Origin of the sequence: Microbulbifer thermotolerans, from assembly GCF_900112305.1 — a bacterium.
GTDB lineage: Bacteria > Pseudomonadota > Gammaproteobacteria > Pseudomonadales > Cellvibrionaceae > Microbulbifer > Microbulbifer thermotolerans.
Map to the genome: position 1 here is coordinate 152,273 of NZ_FOKT01000004.1, position 18,157 is coordinate 170,429.

14 protein-coding genes are annotated in these 18,157 nt (G+C 57.6%); 11 read left to right on the top strand and 3 right to left on the bottom strand.

Annotation, left to right across the window (positions count from 1 at the left end; all coding sequences use genetic code 11):
* Positions 1-5: 5 nt before the first annotated feature.
* The 5 genes from hflC (at position 6) to BM155_RS07730 (ending at position 5,740) form a co-directional block, all read left to right on the top strand.
* Positions 6-881 (top strand): protease modulator HflC, encoded by an 876-nt coding sequence (gene hflC, locus BM155_RS07710; RefSeq protein WP_067150384.1) that lies wholly within the window; start codon positions 6-8, stop codon positions 879-881.
* 136 nt (positions 882-1,017) lie between these two features.
* Positions 1,018-2,211 carry an ATP phosphoribosyltransferase regulatory subunit gene (locus tag BM155_RS07715; RefSeq protein WP_067150387.1) on the top strand — a complete coding sequence of 398 codons (1,194 nt, stop codon included), beginning with the start codon at positions 1,018-1,020 and terminating at the stop codon, positions 2,209-2,211.
* A gap of 142 nt (positions 2,212-2,353) precedes the next feature.
* On the top strand, positions 2,354-3,676 hold the full coding sequence (locus tag BM155_RS07720) for an adenylosuccinate synthase (RefSeq protein ID WP_067150390.1): 1,323 nt from the start codon (positions 2,354-2,356) through the stop codon (positions 3,674-3,676).
* Between the two features lie 96 nt (positions 3,677-3,772).
* A complete protein-coding gene (trhA, locus tag BM155_RS07725) occupies positions 3,773-4,420 on the top strand; it encodes a PAQR family membrane homeostasis protein TrhA (RefSeq protein WP_067150393.1) in 648 nt (215 codons plus the stop codon).
* A gap of 99 nt (positions 4,421-4,519) precedes the next feature.
* Positions 4,520-5,740, top strand: a complete 1,221-nt coding sequence (locus tag BM155_RS07730) for a lytic murein transglycosylase (protein ID WP_074902215.1) — start codon at positions 4,520-4,522, stop codon at positions 5,738-5,740.
* Positions 5,741-5,789: 49 nt separating this feature from the next.
* Here BM155_RS07730 and BM155_RS07735 read toward each other — a convergent pair whose 3' ends face one another.
* From BM155_RS07735 to BM155_RS07745, 3 genes are read right to left on the bottom strand one after another with little or no spacing between them, the layout of a single operon-like run.
* Positions 5,790-6,815 carry a succinylglutamate desuccinylase/aspartoacylase family protein gene (locus BM155_RS07735; protein WP_074902217.1) on the bottom strand — a complete coding sequence of 342 codons (1,026 nt, stop codon included), beginning with the start codon at positions 6,813-6,815 and terminating at the stop codon, positions 5,790-5,792.
* Positions 6,816-6,874: 59 nt separating this feature from the next.
* Positions 6,875-9,916, bottom strand: coding sequence for a DUF6531 domain-containing protein (locus tag BM155_RS07740; protein WP_074902220.1), 3,042 nt, complete (start codon positions 9,914-9,916; stop codon positions 6,875-6,877).
* A gap of 16 nt (positions 9,917-9,932) precedes the next feature.
* Positions 9,933-10,796, bottom strand: a complete 864-nt coding sequence (locus BM155_RS07745) for a Stp1/IreP family PP2C-type Ser/Thr phosphatase (RefSeq protein WP_074902223.1) — start codon at positions 10,794-10,796, stop codon at positions 9,933-9,935.
* Positions 10,797-11,122: 326 nt separating this feature from the next.
* Here BM155_RS07745 and BM155_RS07750 point away from each other — a divergent pair, with 326 nt between their 5' ends.
* The 6 genes from BM155_RS07750 (at position 11,123) to icmH (ending at position 18,129) form a co-directional block, all read left to right on the top strand.
* The gene (locus BM155_RS07750) at positions 11,123-11,920 is read left to right on the top strand and encodes a transposase (protein ID WP_254773150.1); all 798 of its coding nucleotides are present in this window, start codon (positions 11,123-11,125) and stop codon (positions 11,918-11,920) included.
* Positions 11,921-11,922: 2 nt separating this feature from the next.
* Positions 11,923-13,410: a type VI secretion system contractile sheath domain-containing protein gene (locus BM155_RS07755; protein ID WP_074902225.1), complete on the top strand. Its 1,488-nt coding sequence runs from the start codon at positions 11,923-11,925 to the stop codon at positions 13,408-13,410.
* Between the two features lie 79 nt (positions 13,411-13,489).
* Positions 13,490-15,223 (top strand): type VI secretion system-associated FHA domain protein TagH, encoded by a 1,734-nt coding sequence (gene tagH, locus BM155_RS07760; protein WP_074902227.1) that lies wholly within the window; start codon positions 13,490-13,492, stop codon positions 15,221-15,223.
* A 32-nt stretch (positions 15,224-15,255) separates the two neighbouring features.
* Positions 15,256-15,897: a type VI secretion system lipoprotein TssJ gene (gene tssJ, locus BM155_RS07765; RefSeq protein WP_139223177.1), complete on the top strand. Its 642-nt coding sequence runs from the start codon at positions 15,256-15,258 to the stop codon at positions 15,895-15,897.
* A gap of 31 nt (positions 15,898-15,928) precedes the next feature.
* The gene (gene tssK / locus BM155_RS07770; RefSeq protein WP_067150414.1) at positions 15,929-17,266 is read left to right on the top strand and encodes a type VI secretion system baseplate subunit TssK; all 1,338 of its coding nucleotides are present in this window, start codon (positions 15,929-15,931) and stop codon (positions 17,264-17,266) included.
* 2 nt (positions 17,267-17,268) lie between these two features.
* Positions 17,269-18,129, top strand: a complete 861-nt coding sequence (icmH, locus tag BM155_RS07775) for a type IVB secretion system protein IcmH/DotU (protein ID WP_082817345.1) — start codon at positions 17,269-17,271, stop codon at positions 18,127-18,129.
* Positions 18,130-18,157 lie beyond the last annotated feature (28 nt).

An 18,157-nucleotide genomic window follows, 5' to 3' on the forward strand; every position in this document is an offset into this window, starting at 1 on the left:
ACGCAATGAACAACAGAACACTGCTTATCATCGCTGCCCTGGCGATTGGCCTGCTCGTGGTTTCTTCCAGCGCCTTTGTGGTCAAGGAAACGGAAAAGGCTGTGTTGCTGCGCTTCGGAGAAGTGATCCGCACGGATTACGAGCCGGGGCTCTACTTCAAGGTTCCGCTGATGCACGAAGTGCGCAAGTTCGATGCCCGCATCCAGACGGTAGACTCCAGTCCGGTGCGTATGCTGAACGCGGAAAACAAATTTATGATGGTGGACTCCTACGCCAAATACCGCATCTTTGACGTGGGCCGCTTCTATATCGCCACTCGCGGCGATGAACGCAACGCGGTGCGCCTGCTGGCGGAGCAGATCAACGACCGTCTGCGCAACCAGTTTGGCGTGCGCGACTTGCACGAAGTGGTGAGCGGCCAGCGGGATGAGCTGATGGCGGAAATCACCAAAAACCTCAATCAAAAGGCGCGCGGGGATCTGGGGGTGGAAATCGTCGATGTGCGGGTAAAACGCATCGATTTGCCGCCGGAAGTATCGGAATCGGTGTTCCAGCGCATGCGCGCCGGCCGTGAACTGGAGGCCCGCGACCACCGCGCCAAGGGCCAGGAGGCCAGTGAGCGCATCCGCGCCAACGCCGACCGCCAGAAGGTGGTAATTGAGGCCGAGGCCTACCGCAAGGCCGAGGAGCTGCGCGGTGCTGGCGATGCAGAGGCCGCCGCGATTTACGCTGCCGCATACAGCAAGAACCCCGAGTTCTATCGCTTTACCCGCAGTCTGCAGGCCTACAAGGAGTCCTTCAAAAGCCGCTCAGACCTGCTGCTGGTGGATCCTGACAGCGATTTCTTCCGCTATTTGAAGGATGCGGACGGCAAGCAGTAACTGTGCCGGACAATGGCCGATAAAGCCCCTACCTTCCCGCAGGGACTTGATGGTAAAATCACACAAACCGGGCAGTGCCCGGTTTTTTTGTGGGGGTGCAAGCGCCCCGCCATACCGCTGACAAAGCTTTTTCACCATGACCCAAGCCGATCGCTGGATGCTGCCGGACGGTATCGCGGAAATCCTGCCCGCGGACGCCCTGCAGATTGAAACGCTGCGCCGCCGTCTGCTGGACCTCTACCACAGCTGGGGCTACGAGCTGGTAATGCCGCCTATGCTCGAGTTTACCGAATCCCTACTGGTCGGTATGGGGCGCGACCTGGAACTTAGTACCTTTAAGGTGACCGACCAGCTCTCGGGGCGCACCCTGGGCATACGCGCGGATATCACGCCGCAGACGGCGCGTATAGATGCCCACAGCTTCCCCCGCGCAGGCGTCAACCGCCTCTGCTACGCCGGCCATGTGCTGCACACCCGCCCGCGCACTGCCATGGGGTCGCGCGCACCCATTCAGATCGGTGCCGAGCTGTACGGTGTCGAAAGCCTGCACGCGGATATCGAAGTCATCTCGTTGATGCTCGAAAGCCTGCAGACAGCAGGGATAGAGCAGATTCACCTGGACCTCGGGCACGTGGCGATCTATCGCAGTCTGGCCAGAGCCGCGGGCCTGGACGAAGAGGCGCAGCGCGAGCTGTTTGCCCTGTTGCAGAGCAAGGCCAGCGCGGATGTGCAGCAGTGGGTCGAAACCAATGTCTCCGAATCCCGGGCCGCCGGGTGGCTGCGGGCTCTGCCGGGTCTCGCCGGCGGCAGTGATTGTCTGGCGAAGGCGAGAGATCTGTTTGCCGGGGCGCCAGCGGAACTGGCCGCGGCGCTGGCCGACCTGCAGACAGTGGCCGACTCCCTCGCCCAACGTTACCCATCGGTGGAGCTCTTTTTCGATCTTTCTGAGGTGCGCGGCTACGACTACGAGACCGGACTGGTTTTTGCCGCCTATACGCCGGGTTACGGCCAGGCGCTGGCCAACGGCGGTCGCTACAACGGTATCGGCAAGGTTTTCGGCCGCGACAGACCCGCCACCGGATTCAGCAGCGACCTAGTTTCACTTAATACCCTGGGCCGCACCCCGGCATCGTCCGGCACCGCTATACTGGCGCCGCTGGCCGAGGGCGCCGAAGGCGAGACCCTGTGGCGCGCGGTGGAGTGTCTGCGCAGTGAAGGCGAGGTCGTTATATTCGCGCTGCCGGACGGAGCCGAGGACGAAGTCCTGTCCCGCTGCGACCGTACATTGTGCCTGGAGCAGGGCAGTTGGGTGGTGAAACCACGCGACTGATTTTGGCCGAATGCATTGATTTGGCCCGGTATCCGGGCATGCTCGCGGGATGGGCTGCGCCCATCGGAGCCGGTTGATGGGCACGGTTCCCGCATCCCATGGCCCATCCCACAGATGAACTGACGATTTGAGATTTACGCAAATGGGCAAAAACGTAGTAGTGCTGGGCACCCAGTGGGGCGATGAAGGCAAAGGCAAGATCGTCGACCTGCTGACGGAAAAGGTTTCGCTTGTGGTGCGTTTCCAGGGCGGTCACAACGCGGGCCACACACTGGTTATCGACGGCGAGAAGACGGTTCTGCACCTAATTCCCTCCGGCATTCTGCGCGACGGTGTCACCTGCCTGATCGGCAACGGCGTGGTGTTGTCGCCGGATGCGCTGTTAAAGGAAATGGCGGATCTGGAGGCAAAAAATGTCCCTGTGCGCGATCGCCTGCGTTTGTCACCGGCCTGTCCGCTGATATTGCCGGTACACGTGGCTCTGGACCAGGCGCGGGAAAGAGCGCGCGGTGATAAGGCTATCGGTACCACCGGCCGCGGTATCGGTCCGGCCTATGAGGACAAAGTCGCGCGCCGCGGTCTGCGCCTCGGCGACCTGTGCAATTGGGACAGTTTCTGCGCCCAACTGAAGGGGTTGCTGGATTACCACAATTTTGCGCTCACCCAGTACTACAAAACTGAGCCGGTCAATTACGAAGATATCCTGGAGCGGGCGAAAGTCTGGCGCGACCAACTGGTGCCGATGATTACCGATGTCGCCGACCGGCTGCATTGTGCCCGCGAAGGCGGCGAGCACATCCTCTTTGAAGGCGCCCAGGGTTCGCTGCTGGATATCGATCACGGCACCTATCCTTACGTGACTTCCTCCAATACGACCGCTGGCGGCACCGCCACCGGTTCCGGCTTCGGGCCTCTTTACCTGGACTATGTATTGGGCATTACCAAAGCTTATACGACCCGTGTCGGCGGCGGACCCTTCCCTACGGAGCTGGAATGCGATGTAGGACGCCATCTGGGCGAGAAGGGCCATGAGTTCGGCGCCACCACCGGGCGGGCCCGGCGCACCGGCTGGTTTGACGCCGTGGCAGTGCGTCACGCCATCCGTATCAACAGTATCTCTGGTCTGTGTCTCACCAAGTTGGATGTGCTCGACGGCCTGAAGGAAGTGAAGATCTGCGTTGGCTACCGCGACAGCGAAGGGCGGGACGTGCCAGTGCCTTTCGATGCCGCGGGCTGGGAAGGCGTGGAGCCTGTCTACGAAACCTTGCCCGGCTGGGATGAGACTACCTTCGGAATCCGGCGCGAAGCGGAGCTGCCGGCCAATGCGCGCGCTTACATTGCGCGAATCGAAGAGTTGGTCGGCGCACCCATTGACATTATCTCCACTGGCCCCGATCGCAGTGAAACGATTGTGCGCGCCTCTTCGGCGCTGTGTGAAATGGGTATTCACAACCCGAGTGTCTGATTGACTTGTCTTATTCTGCGGCGTTGATCGTTGGGCTACATCTGGTCATAAATTTCTGCCAGACTCAGAGTCGAAGACTTCGACAGGGAGTGTGATATGTCCTCAACCATCGCCAAGCGCTACAGTCTTGCGGAAGAAATCGCGAACAGTGTCACCCACGGTTTGGGGGCGCTGTTGGCGATTGCCGGCCTCGGTGTACTTTGCGCTTTTGCCGCCCTGCGCGGCGATGCTTGGCATATTGTCAGCTGTGCCGTATATGCCGCTACCTTGATTCTCTGTTTTGGCGCGTCCACTCTCTATCATGCGATCAGTCACGAGCGCGCCAAAGCAGTGCTGCGCACCCTGGACCACTCGGCCATTTTCCTGTTGATAGCAGGCACTTACACACCTTTCACCCTGGTGACTCTGCGGGGACCCTGGGGTTGGTGGTTGTTTGGCATTATCTGGGGCCTGGCATTGGCAGGGCTGGTGATTCAGCTTACGCCACTGAAAAAGATTCGGGCCCTGTCGATCACGCTGAGCGCGCTGATGGGTTGGGTGGTAATTGCGGCCGTTGAGCCGCTGGTGGAGCGTCTGGCGCCGGGCGGTCTTTGGCTGCTGGTACTGGGTGGCCTCTGCTACACCGGCGGCATCGTCTTCTACCTGTGGCGCAGCCTGCGTTTCCACCACGCCATCTGGCACCTCTTTGTGCTGGCTGGCGGTGTTTTGCACTTTTTTGCCGTGCTTTTCTATGTGATTCCCTAAGCCAACTTGACTTGTGTCACGGCGGAGGAAATCCGCCTTTCGGCGCGGCTTCTCCCGTTCTACCCTTGAGCGAGCAACCTGTTGGCAGAAGGAATCGCTATGGCCCCCAGTCGTCCGCTGTATCAATTTCCACTGTATGCCGCACTGATTGTCGCCTGGCTGTGGGCATTGCCCTTGGCCGCCATGGAAAGCGCGGATCCGGCATTTCAGAAGTGGGTAAAGGATTTTCGCAAGACCGCGATCGCGAACGGGATTTCCGGCCCGGTGTACGACCGCGCATTTGCGGGTGTCAACGCACCGGATCAATGGGTGCTGGACAAAGCCGCCTACCAGCCGGAATTCAAGGCACCCGTGTGGCAGTATTTTGACAACCGGGTACAGAAGCGCGCGGTGGCACGGGGGCGAGCGGAAAAGGAGAAGCTGCAGCCCTGGCTCGACAAAATCGAACAGCGGTATGGCGTTGATCCGAATATCCTTTTGGCGATTTGGTCGGTAGAGTCCAGCTTTGGCGCGATTCTCGATAATCAGACGGTCATGCGCAATGTGATCCGCTCTCTGGCCACTCTGGCTTACGCCGACCCACAGCGTAAGAAGTTTGGGCGCCAACAGCTGCTGGCGGCACTAAAAATTTTGCAAAGTGGCGACATCGACGAGGGCCATCTAACCGGCTCCTGGGCCGGCGCCATGGGGCATACCCAGTTTATCCCCACCAGTTACCAGGCCTATGCGGTGGATTTGGATGGCGATGGCAAGCGCGATATCTGGAACTCTGTGCCCGATGCCCTGGCTACCGCTGCTAATCTGCTCTCGAGTAACGGCTGGCGCCGCGGCGAAACCTGGGGCTATGAAGTGACAATCCCCAAGCGCAAACTGCCCGCAGGTAAGCTGACGATCGCCGAGTGGGAAAAGCTGGGTGTCAGGCGTGCGAATGGCGAACCCTTTCCCCGTAAACAGGACAAAGCGGAACTCAAATTGCTAGATGGCCGCCAGGGTCCGGCATTCTTGATGCTGAAGAACTTCTTTGTGATCAAGCGTTATAACAATTCCGATCGCTACGCGACAGCCGTAGGCCTGCTCGCTGACCAGATAGGCGGGGCTCCCGGGCTGGTGCGCGATTGGAACAGGCCGTTCACGCCGATTGACAGCAACCAGGTGGAGGAGTTGCAGCGGTTGCTGAAACAGCGCGGGTTCTACAAGGGAGAAATTGACGGCAAGGCGGGTGCCGGTACGCGTGCGGCGATCCGCAACTTTGAGAAGAGCGCGGGTGTGGAGGTGCTGGGCTATCCCAGCCGGGAAGTGCTGGAGCTACTACGGGAGTAATGCGTGGCTGCGGTTAATACAATGCCCCGGTGAATCAGTCACAGACAACTCACGGCTTTTCAGTAAAGGCTTCACCCGCAAGGGTATCCTGCAATTCATCCAGGCGTTTCACCACCTCGTGGGGTTTGCGGAAGCTGGCTATGTGATACATGGCATCGCCTTCGTGAACCAGTGGCAGGTTGGTGCGGCCTATCACTATGCCGTCGTCATTGCTTGACACTATGTCCAGCTCATGGCCGTAAGGGTCGAGAATGGTGGCCAGCAGCTCTCCTTTTTGCACCCACTCGCCGAGCTTGCGCTCGAAGCGCACGATTCCGCTGCCACCAGCGCGTACCCAGCTGCTTTCATAGGAAATAAACGGACGCATAACCTTGCGTCCCCTGCGCAGTGGCAGCATTTTCAATTGGCGCATCACATTGAGGATGCCTCGGACACCGGAGCGGATGCATAGGTCGTCGAAGCGCAGTGCTTCACCGGCCTCGTAGAGCAGGGTTTTTACGTGTAAGTCGGTGGCTGCCTCGCGCAGGGAGCCGTCGCGCAGGTTGGCGTGTAACATTACCGGCGCTCCAAAGGCGCGGCCCAGTTCGCGGATTTCCGGGTCATCTAGATTGCCACGGATCTGTGGCAGATTACTGCGGTGTAGGGCGCCGGTGTGCAGATCTATCCCGTACTGGCATTTGGCGACTACCTCTTGCATGAATACATAGGCCATGCGCGAGGCGAGCGACCCTTTGCTGGTGCCGGGAAAGCAGCGGTTGAGATCACGCCCGTCCGGCAGGTAGCGGGATCTGTGTAGCATGCCGTAGACATTCACCACAGGTACTGCGATGAGGGTACCGCGCAGCGACTTGAGCGCGCGGCTGTTGATCAGACGGCTGATGACTTTGACACCATTCAGTTCATCGCCATGAATGGCCGCGCATACGAACAAACTGGGGCCGGAACGCTTTCCACGCTGCACGTAGACGGGGATTGCCATTTCCGTATCCGTATACAGGCGTACCACCGGCAGGTCGATACGCTTGGTTTCCCCTTGTCGCACGGGGATACCGCCAATCACGAATTCCTCTGCCATATCCGGCTCCCTGGCCGCCGTCGTCTTTTTTGTAGGGCGTTCCTACGGGCTAGTGCACCTCAATCGTGGATTGTGTTGATCCAGATTTTCAGCAGCGGATGCCAATATCCCCGCAAGGTGTAGTAGAGGCCGGTTTCGCTATCGCCAATCCTGCCGCGGCCGCGCCATGGCCCGGGGCTGGTGTTATGTTCGGTGTGCTCCCCTTTCACCCAAAGTCTTTTGCCTTCGTGATCGAACAGGGCCAATGGTTGTCCCTCGGGGCTGGTTAGGTAGTGCTCTATGGCGTCCTCCCGCCAACGGCAGAGGAGGGTCTGGTCCAACGGGTGGTGAATATAGTGGATCGCTGGTTCTGCCCGGTTATTCAGTACATGGATTTCACTCCAAAGCCCCATGCTGTACCAGCGGGTATCGACACGGCGTTGACGGGTGGATTTGCGATGGGTACTGAGTTTACTGAGGCGCCGTCCGAAGGGGTCATACCGAAACCAGGTTTTGAAATCGCCGCACTCGGCACTGGCGAGCAGACCCCAGCCATCGTACTGGTACAAGTACTCGCGCTGATTATCGGCGCGGAGCTCGCGGATAACGCTTCCGCGTTTGTCGCGGAGAATCGCTGTTTCTTTGGTTTCCGGCACAGCTTGTTCCGGGGCCGACAGGTGAAGGGGCTCTTCCGTGGGGAATTGCCAGCTAAGACCCGGCCCTGCCGACAGTTCCGTCATTTGCCCATACTCGTAACTGCGGCGGCTGCGCAATTCTCCCTGCACCCAAGCGATAGCTGACGCTTCCGTTTCACAGCGCAGAATTACTTCGCCGTTGGCGTCCACACCGTAAAGGTCACTGCTCGGCGCCAGAGTGTAGGTCAGTGCCAGGCAATCGGAACTGGTACTCTTCAGCCAGCCGCGTGTGTCGTAATCGTGTCTGAGGGTCAGGCTGTCCGCGTCCTTGCTGTCGTGGTGCTCGGCAATTAGCCGGTCTCGATGGTCGTATTGGAATCGCACGAAGGCGTGGGTGTTGTCCGCCTGTATTATCCTGCCGTGTCGGTCGCTGCGAAAATCGCAGTGCTGTCCGCTGTTATTGCGAATCTGCGCCAGTGTGCCGTCGTCGGCGTAGCGGAAATACCAGCGCAAGTCGCTGTCGCGGTATTCGCGCAGTCTGCCATCGGGGTAGTAGTGCCACTGGCGGAGGCGGCCGTTCGCATCTTCTCTGGCAGTGACGCGTCCGAAGCCGTCGTAGTTCCAAATCGTGTTACCCGCTGGGGTTTCCAGCTGGTGTAATTGTCCGTGGGTGTCGTAGTGTAATTGCCAAATTTGCCCGCCGGGGAATTGGATTTTTCGGCACCGGCCGGCGGCGTCGGACTGCCAGCACAGGATTTGATCCCTATTGTCCCGAAGGGCGTTGGGCTGGCCGTCTTCGGTGTATTCCAGCTGGAAACTTCGGTCGCCGATCGTCGCTTCGAGCAGTTGTCCGGCTTGCCCATAGCGCCAGCTGCGCAGGGTATTTCCATCCTCGATGAGCGCGGTCAGTCGGTGCCAGTGATCGTATTCAAATCCCCAGTTGCGGTCACTGCGCTGAACCGTCTGCAGTTGCGCCTGGCTGTCCCAGTTGAAGTGCACCGAGCCACCTTCCGGGTCTTTGAGCTGTATCAGTTGCCCCCGATCACTGTATTGGCATTGCCAGACATGGTTTTCAGGGTCGGTGATTTTGTCTGGACAACCGCGCTCATTGTACTGGAAGCGCCACAGTTGCTCGTCACGGCGAAGGATGGCGGTAAGAAAACCCCGCTGGTCATACAGATAGCGGTCGCTGACTTGATTGCGGGTGCGGCGCGTCAACCGTCCAAGTTCATCGTAGCGGTAAATGCACCGCTGGTCGTCCGCTGTTATTTCCTCGCAGAGATTGCCGTAGTGATCGTAAAGCCAGCGCCGGTGCATGTTGTGCTGCCGCTCGTCGACCAAATGTCCGGAGTGGTTGAATTTCCATTCGATCGGGTGGCATTCGTTGATGCGCAGGGTGCAGCGCCGCTCAGACCTGCGCCAGCTGAGTTTGTGCAGACGTTCATTGTGCTGTAGTTCACAGCAGCGCCCGTGATTGTCGTAATTAAACAGCAGTTGGCCTCTCCGGTTGCACTCTATGGTGGCAAGCTGTTGATCCCGGTAGGCGTAGTTCTCCCGTGCTTGCCCAGTGGTGGCGTCTGTGAGTATCTGAGATTCATATTCGTAGCGGCACAGCTCGCTCTGATTGTCGGGCGCCTGAGTATTTATCAGTTTTTCAATGCGCCCTTCGCGGCTGTGGATTTCCACTACCCGCCCCCAGGAGCTGACAATCTTGGATGGCAGCCCGTTGCGGTAATCGATGGAGAGGGCATTGCCGAATTGATCTCGAATTTCCACCAGCGGCAGTGCGCTGTTGACCCCGTCTGCGCGGAAAATACGCAGGGGCTGATCGAAGCCGATGATGCGGTAACTGTGCAGGCTTTGGCGGTGCAGCAGCAAGCGCTCGTAGCGGTTGTAGCAACCGTGTCCTATAGCTGGAATTTTAAAATGAATCCGCCGCCCCTCGGCGGTGTGAAGTTCCGCCCCGTCTTCCCGTATATGGAGCTGCTCGCTCAGGCTGTGCCGCCAGCCAGGTCCCAGCCCTGAGTCCTCACGATTACTCTGCCGGTAGAATCGCCGCCAATGAAACTCAAACGGCCCGGGAATAGTTGCATCGATGCGCTCAAATGCCACTTCGCCGTTGGAAGCAATGATGTGACCGCAGACACTCTTACTCAGTCCCAGTGCCGGCAGTTGTTGGCCGTCGGCGTTGACGCCCGGGATATTGATCAGTTGAACCGGTCCGCTGTCGAATACTGGCAATAGGGCGGGGAGCTTTGCTGTTGCCAAGCTGTAGCTGTTCGGAATTATCTGCGGCAGCCGGGGCCAAAGAGTGCCGAGAGGAGAGGCCGGGGTGCGGCTTTCGATCCCGTTACTGAGACTGTCGAGCAGGCGACAGGCCGCTATCGGATCTCCCGGTGCAAGATCGATAGAAACAGGACTGAGTGTCTTAAGCAGCCGAGGAATAAAAAAAACCGGATCTTCCGCTGCGTCCATGGCTGATTTCATCAGTGAAATCTCCCAATTAGCGCTGCTCCTTGCGCACGGTAACGTCTTCCTTTGCGGGTCGCATTGTGATGCTGTTCGCACTTTCCACAGCGACTACTTCGGGCTGAATGGAAAACTCAAGGATGCCTGCACTGATGTTGTCGCGGCCGCCCATTCGATTGGCATCGTCGATGAATTTGTACACGCATTCCAGTGCCGGCCGGTGTGTCGCCAGAATCCGTTCTATTGCGTGATCGTCAAGATATTCGGTGACTCCGTCACTGCACAGCATCAACAGCGCATTCTCGGTCAATTTCCAGCTGCTGATATTGGGGGCTGCGCGGCTGGAAACCCCCAGTGCCCTGGTAATGTGATTGCGGATATTGGACTCCTGGGCCTGCTCGGGGGTGAGCTGGCCGCTGTCGATCATTTCCTGGACCAAACTGTGGTCCCGGGTGAGGCGCTGCAGTCCGTAATGATTCCAGAGATACGCGCGGGAATCGCCCAGGTGTGCGACGACCAGAAAACTCTGCCAGACAACAGCGACCACCAGGGTTGTTCCCATTTGTGAAAATTGGGGGTGGGTGCTCTTGGTGAGCAATATTTGCTCGTTGGCGGCATCAATGGCTTCTATCAGTGCCGCGCGCAGTATCAGCTGCTGTTGCTCCGGACTGCACGATAGAAAGGTGTGCTCCAACAGGTTGTCGAGGCGATTTTGCAGTGTCTCGGTGGCGATTCTGCTGGCCGTGGCTCCCCCGCTATATCCCCCCATGCCATCGGCAATAATTACATAGGCAAAGGGGTGCTCGGGGTCTGCGTGCCAGTGGATACTGTCTTCATTCTCTTCTCGTACCTGTCCAATGTCCGTGCGTCCGTTGACCGCAATCCTGATGGACTCCATGCCTGTAAAGACTCCTTTCAGTGGCAACATGTTGCCAATAGTAAAATTTTTTTCATTATTTATTTTGTTAACGCCGTTCCATAATTTTAACTTGATGGGGCTGGGTGTTTGAAATTTTTTTCTTTGTTTTGCGATAATGCCAAACTGTGAACTACGGAAAGGCTAGGAGCCGTTATATCTGGCAAAGCGCGGCAGACTGGCCCTCATTGCCGGGCACTGGAGTGTACTAGTGGTACATGAAGATGCCGAGCGCCGCCAGGACTCGCGCAATAATGATGAACAGCTTCTAGGTAGTACGCCTGTGCAGCAAAGGAATTGTTGGCAAAATGCCCCGTCTTCCCAGACTCAACCTGATTGATATACCCCAGCACATCGTTCAGGTGGGCCACAACAACCTGCCGTGTTTTTTCGATGACGAGGATTACCAGTTTTATCTGATCTGCCTGAAAAACGCGGCGGACCAGTATCGTGTCGATGTGCATGCTTATGTGCTGCTGCCAAATATGGTGCAGATTATCGCCATGCCCAGGGTGCCGGACGGTGTGCCCTCGATGATGCAGTCCCTGGGGCGCCGTTATGTGCAGTATGTGAATCATCGCTATAAGCGGTCGGGAACTTTGTGGCGAGGGCGTTACAAATCCAGTTTGATAGATTCTGATGCCTATCTTCTCACTTGTTATCGCTATGTGGAATTGCGGCCGCTGTATCTAGGCCTGGCGGACTCGCTGAGTGACTACCGGTGGTCCAGTTTCCATCACCATGTCAACACCGAAGAGAACGAGGTGATTACGGATCATCGTCTCTACATGGCACTGGGTGAAACGCCAAGGGCAAGGGCGCAGGAATACAGGAAACTGTTCCGCTACAGTTTCGACCGCCACCTACTCGAATATATTGCCGAAACGATCAAGCTCGGTCATGTACTGGGTGGCGATGCCTTCAAAGACAAAATTGAGCAGATCGCCAACCAGAGGGTGAGGCCGTTAAAGCGCGGCAGACCGAGAAAGTCGAAAAAAGTCGACCAGAAGTCAGGCGAGACTTCATCAAATAAAGCTGAAAAAGCCCCTGACAAAACGCTGCGGGTCAATAATAACAGCGCCAATCTGGCGACAATGGAAAGCTGATTGTGAACAGAACCACGATAAATTCCGGTGAAATTGTATTCGGTGATGGGCGGGCTAAGGGTATCCGGGGCAGCGGTGATGAACTTCTCAAGGTAGTGATACTGGGGGACTTCAGCGGGCGTGCCAGTCGCCGTCAATGCGACCCGGAAACCCTTGCCCAGCGCGAGGCGCACCGCTTGGATAAAGATAGCTTTGAGAGTTTGTTTGAACGGCTCAGCGTGCGCCTGCAACTGCCGACAATGGAGCAGCCTCTATCGCTGTTGGAATTTGATGATCTGCATCCGGATTATCTGTACAGCCGTTTACCGTTGTTTCGGCGCTTTATTGATCTTGAGAGGCGCTTGCTGAATCCCCGTGAGTTTGAGAGTGCCGCCGCCGAACTACGCCAGTGGCAACCGCAGCTGCAAGTGCCCGAGCCGCAGGAGAAAACGCAATCTTTCTGGGATGCACTGTTGTCGGGGGCGGAGCGCCGGAACGCAGAAGGGGAAAGCGGTACGCTCCAAGTCGACCGCTTGATCAAGGAAATTGTTGCCCCCTATGTGCAGGCGAAGCCGGATCAGCGCCAGGAAAGTTATTTGCAGGCTCTGAGAGAGGCGGTTTCCGGGGCGATGCGCAACATCATGCACCACAGCGATTTCCGCCAACTGGAAGCCAGCTGGCGGAGTCTGCACTTGCTCTTGCGGCGTATCGACGGGCATCCTGGCCTGAGTCTGCATCTGATCGATGTCAGCAAGGAAGAGCTCTTGGCGGACTTTGCCAAGGCGGAAAATGATCTGGAAAAGTCCCAGATTTTTAAGTGTCTGGTTGAACGTGAGACGGCAGCAGGGAGCCGCCCTTACAACCTGATTGTCGGAGATTTCTATATCGCCGACGACGAGCGCGATCTGCACATGCTGATTGACCTTGCCACCATCGCAGAGGCTGCAGGCAGTGCGCTGTTGTTGGGGGGCGATATCCGCCTCGCGGGCTGTCCCGGACTTGCGGGTGCCTCTGACCCCGATGACTGGCAGTATCCACTGTCGCAGACTTTTTTACAGAACTGGCAAGCGATACGTGAGTATTCTGCCAGCGCGCATGTGGCGTTGGCCGGACCCAGATTTATGCTGAGGCTTCCCTACGGTGCGGATTCTGCGACCACGGAGTGTTTTGATTTCGAAGAATTGACGGCCGGTCACGGCCATAACTATTACCTGTGGGGGAACAGCGTCTATCTATTGGCGCTCGCTATCTGCCAGCAGTTTTCGCAAAGCGGAAAGCTGGCCTCGCCTCGCCCGGCAGAGTTTGACAACTTGCCATTACATGTGCGGCGGCTGCCACAAGGGCAGTGGTTGACCCCCTGCGCTGAAGCTTTGCTGAGCGATAGGGCGGCGGCGCGGTTTGAAACCGCTGGGATAAGCACACTGCGCTCGGTTCAGGGGCGAGATCAGATTCTCCTGCCGAAAGTACAGTCGCTCTCCGGGGGGGAGCTTCGGGGGCCCTGGTGCCGATAGGGGGATGCCTTGCGGGTATAAGTACTATGCCGGTTTGGCGGTTTTTTTCTGTTAATTGCAAAGTGCGGGTCGGAGCGAAATGGACTTGATTCTTTCCGTGTTGGCGGACCCTAGCGGGACCAACATGCTCAAGCACACCAAACTTTTTACTCCCGCGGGTGGAAGCCTCGGCCGCGCGGACAGCAATGATTGGGTACTGCCGGATCCCGAGCGGGTGGTTTCCTCGCGGCACGCACTGATCACCTTCAGTGACAATCAATATTATCTGGTGGACGAGAGCACCAACGGAACCTACCACAATCAAGCGGAAAACCCGGTTGGCAAAGGCAACCGGGTCCCGTTGAATGATGGCGACATACTGGGAATCGGTGACTATCAGTTAAAGGTCACCCTGCGCAAGCCAAAAGTCGACAGCGGTTTGCCGAAAGGGCTCGGCGAAGCGGACTTTCTCGACAGCGCCGACCGTACTACTTTTAGTCCCGCAGCTGCCGCCAAGATGCAGAAGCAGGCCAAAGCTCAGCAGCTGGACAGCTGGCTGGAGCCCGGCGCGAGCAGTGCTCAGTCCGGGGAGTGGGGATATGTCAGTAGCTCCTCTCCGCTATCCAACGAAGGGCTGGCGGATCCGGGGTCGGAAGTGGTGGATCCCCTGGCCGCACTGGGCCAAACTTCCGGAGCGACAGGTGGGGAGCCATTGAGTGGTTTTGGTGGTACTAGCGGCTGGGAAGATGACGACTGGTGGAAGGAGGGTAGTGAGCAGGATCACGCCCCAGCGGACCGTCACGCAATGCACTTCACCACACAACAGGCACCGGCACCGGAAGTGCCTCCGCTAACGGAAACGCCTCCGGCGCCGTTCGCACAGTCCGCGCCCCCGGCGACGAATTTCGCTCAACCTCCGCAGCAGGTTCAGCCGCCTCCAGCACCACCGCAGCAGCCTGCAGTTGAAGCGGATAATCCGTTTGCAGAATCATTTGCGGTCATGCAGGGGCAGCAGGTCGATGGAGCACCGGGTTTCGACAGCAGTCCGGCGGGCGGCTTTTCCGCTGCGTCACAGCCCTTTTCCCAGTTACAACAGCCTTCGGCCGCGGAGCCACCACTGCAGCAAGTGCCTGCGCAGAATTCTGTCCAGACAGAACAGGCGCCCATGCAACAGGTGCCTCCTCAAGCACCCGCTCAGCCGGTGCCACCTCCTCAGCAGGTACCCGTTCAACAAGAGGTTGCGCATACAAGCGGGCGTTCCGGTGCCAGCGCTCTAGCCCAAGCACTCGGATTGAATCTGCGCCCCGAGCAACAGCCGCAATTGGAGCAACAGGCTGCGGAGATAGTGCAGGAAACTGTCACCCGTTTGATCGATCTGCTGCGGGCGAGGAGCAGTATCAAAAATGAATTGCGGGTACAGCGCACTGTCATTCAGACAGAGGCGAACAACCCTTTGAAGTTCAGTGCCACCGCGACAGACGCTTTATCGGCCATGTTCGCGGGTAACGGCGCATTCATGGACCCGCGCACAGCGGTGGCCGACAGCTTCGATGATCTCTCTGATCACCAGGTAGCAGTGCTGGCGGGAATGCGCGCGGGCTACGAGGCGATGTTGAAATTTTTCAACCCTGAAAATATCGAGCGCCGCCTCAACAGCTCGGGCAGCGTATTTGCGAGCAAGAATGCGAAAAATTGGGAAGGTTTTGTGCAGATGTACAGGGAGCTGGCCGGAGATCCGGAAAGTTGTTACCGGCGCCTGTTTGGGGATGAGTTTGCCAGTACCTATGAACATCAGTTGTCTGAGCTAAAAAACGCCAGAAATCTTAAGCGTTAACTGAGAATCACCGTACATAAAAGGAGTTCTCCGTGTCCATTTCATCACTTCCGCGGCTTTTAGTGGTCTGCCTTCTGGTACTGACTGTTGCGGCTTGTCAGGCGACCCGCCGTACTCTGAATTTTGATACCAGTCTGGAACTGACTGTCCGGGCTGACAGGGATGTTAATCCGGATAACGACGGCCGCGCATCACCTGTCGTGGTGCGCGTATTTATGCTCGCTGACGATCGGCAGTTCGCGCGCGAGGATTTTCTGAATCTCTATGAGAATGCGGAATCAAGGCTGGGTCGGGACTTGATTGGAACTGTGGTGCTCAAGGAGTTTGCTCCCGGCGAAGAGAGAGTCGAGAAGCTCGAATTGACCCCAGATGTCAGGTACATCGGCCTGCTTGCTGAATTTGTGCAGTATCAGCGGGCGGACGCTCTGATGCTGCTACCGATAACCGATCACAGCAACAATGAATATCAGGTGGCTTTGGCGGATACCCGTATCGATTTTCCAGAGGCGATTGCCAAGGGGCGTCGCACAAAAACGTCCACACTCTCGAGAAGAGAAGCTTCCAGGAAGCGGGGTGACACGGTAACTATTTCCAGTGAGGAGTATGAGCGCATGCAGCAGCGGCTCCAACAGATGGAAAAGGTAGAAAAATCCACCAACGTCATCGATAAATAATCCAAACAGCTGACTTCAGCAGGGAATTCACATGTCGGCAAATAACAAGGTGATCTGGAGTGAGGGCATGTTTTTGCGCCCTCAACACTTTCAGCAGCAAGACCGCTATCTGGAAAATTTGCTGGAAGCGCGCACCGAGTCTCTCGGTCCCTATACCTGGGGTATTATCGAGCTGGCCATTGATAGCGAGCCGCTGTCCCTGGGCAAAATTTCTCTATCCAGGGTGAAAGCTATTTTTCCCGATGGCACACCGATGCTCGCTCCGGAAAATGAACTTTTGCCGGATGTGCTGGATGTTCCAGTGAACACACGGGACGAAATCGTTTTCCTGTGCATTCCCTTGAAAAGACCGGGCAGCCAGGAATCTGTGCGGGATCAGGAGGACTTCCCCCAGGCCCGTTATCAGGCCAGCAACTTTGATGCGCGCAACAGCGCTTCATCCTCTGGAGAGTCCGCGCGTATTCAGGTCGGCAAACTGCGCGTTTGTCTGAAACTCGAAAGTGATGACAGAAGCGGCTACGCATCTATCGGCATAGCCCGCATTCGAGAGCGGCAGCCGGAAAAGCCGGTCGAACTGGACTCCGACTATATACCGCCGTTGCTGAATGCCGAGGCGTCAGCGGTGATTAAAGCCTATATTGAGGAAATTAAAGGCCTGCTGGATCACCGCGGGTCTGCGTTGGGGCACCGTCTGAGTGACAGCGGTAGAAGCGGCTCGGCGGAAATCGCCGATTATCTGCTGCTGCAGGTGATCAACCGATTTGAGCCATTATTGCGGCAATTGACCGCACAGCCCAGGCTTCATCCCCACAGCCTGTTTCTGGAGCTTCTGCAGCTGGCCGGAGAACTTGCCACTTTCACATCACCTAACAAGCGGCCACCGGAGATTCCGGCCTATATCCACGAAAACCTGCAGCAGAGTTATGCGGGCCTTTTTTCCGCGCTGCGCCAATCGTTGTCCACCGTGCTAGAGCAGACCGCAATTGCCCTGGAGTTGGTGCAGAGGAAATTCGGTATCTACGTGGCTCCAGTCACCGATCCGTCGCTGCTTTCAACGGCGAGTTTTGTAATGGCCGCAAAAGCCGATATGCCCGGCGACTTGTTGCGCAGCCGCTTCCCCGGACAGGCAAAGGTTGCGCCTGTAGAGGCCATACGCGAACTTATTTCAGCACAACTGCCCGGCCTGTCGCTGCGCCCGTTGCCGGTGGCACCGCGACAGATACCCTACCACGCCGGCTTTGCTTATTTTGAGCTGGAACGTACCGGTGATCTGTGGCGGGCAATGCAGAAATCTGGTGGCTTTGCGGTGCATCTGGGTGCGGAGTTCCCCGGTTTGGTCATGGAGCTCTGGGCAATAAGGAATAACTAAAGATGAGCAACGATCCCTTTACACCACCGCGCGGGCCCAGTGCGGGCGATCGCACAGTCATTGTGCCGACGCCGGGAGGGGGCGCCAGCGCTGCGCCACAAGCCCGCAGTCAGGCAATCTCGGACGGCGAACCACTGCAAGATATCCGGGTGCGGAACAGTTTAAACCCGCTTGTAGCCGCCGCATCAAAACTACTCGGTGCGGTCATCAAGCTGCGCGCAACGGCAAATCACGACAATGTACCGGATCTGCACAAGCGTCTGACCCGGGAAATTCAGAATTTTGAACGTGAAGCCAGGCAATTGTCCCTCTCCCCGGAGACGGTCCTGACTGCGCGCTATCTGATCTGCACTGTCGTGGATGAAGTGGTGTTGAGTACGCCATGGGGCAGTGCCAGTGGCTGGAGCCAGCACTCCCTGCTAAGCCTCTTTCACAAAGAGACCTTCGGCGGTGAGAAGTGTTTTGCGATATTGCAGCGGATGCTTGAAGTTCCGGGCAATCATCTGGAGTTGCTGGAGCTTTTCTACCTTTGCCTGAGCCTGGGTTTTCAGGGTAAGTACCGCTTGGTTCAGCGCGGCCACGAGCAGCTGGAACAGATCCGGGACACGCTCTATCAAACGATAGAGCGACACCGGCCGCCGATGGAACGGGATCTGTCCCCGCATTGGCGCGGCTGTGTCGAGCGCAAGACACGATTGATTCATTACATTCCCCTGTGGGTGATCGCCAGCGTGGCGTTTGGAATGATGTTGCTCACCTACAGTGGTTACCGCTGGTGGCTCTATGAGAGCGCCACACCAGTGGCGGAACGCATCGCCGCCGCGGCTGCGGAAAACAACGAAAACACAACGGAAACCCGGTAAGCCCCGGACTGTGATTGCCCTGCACTTT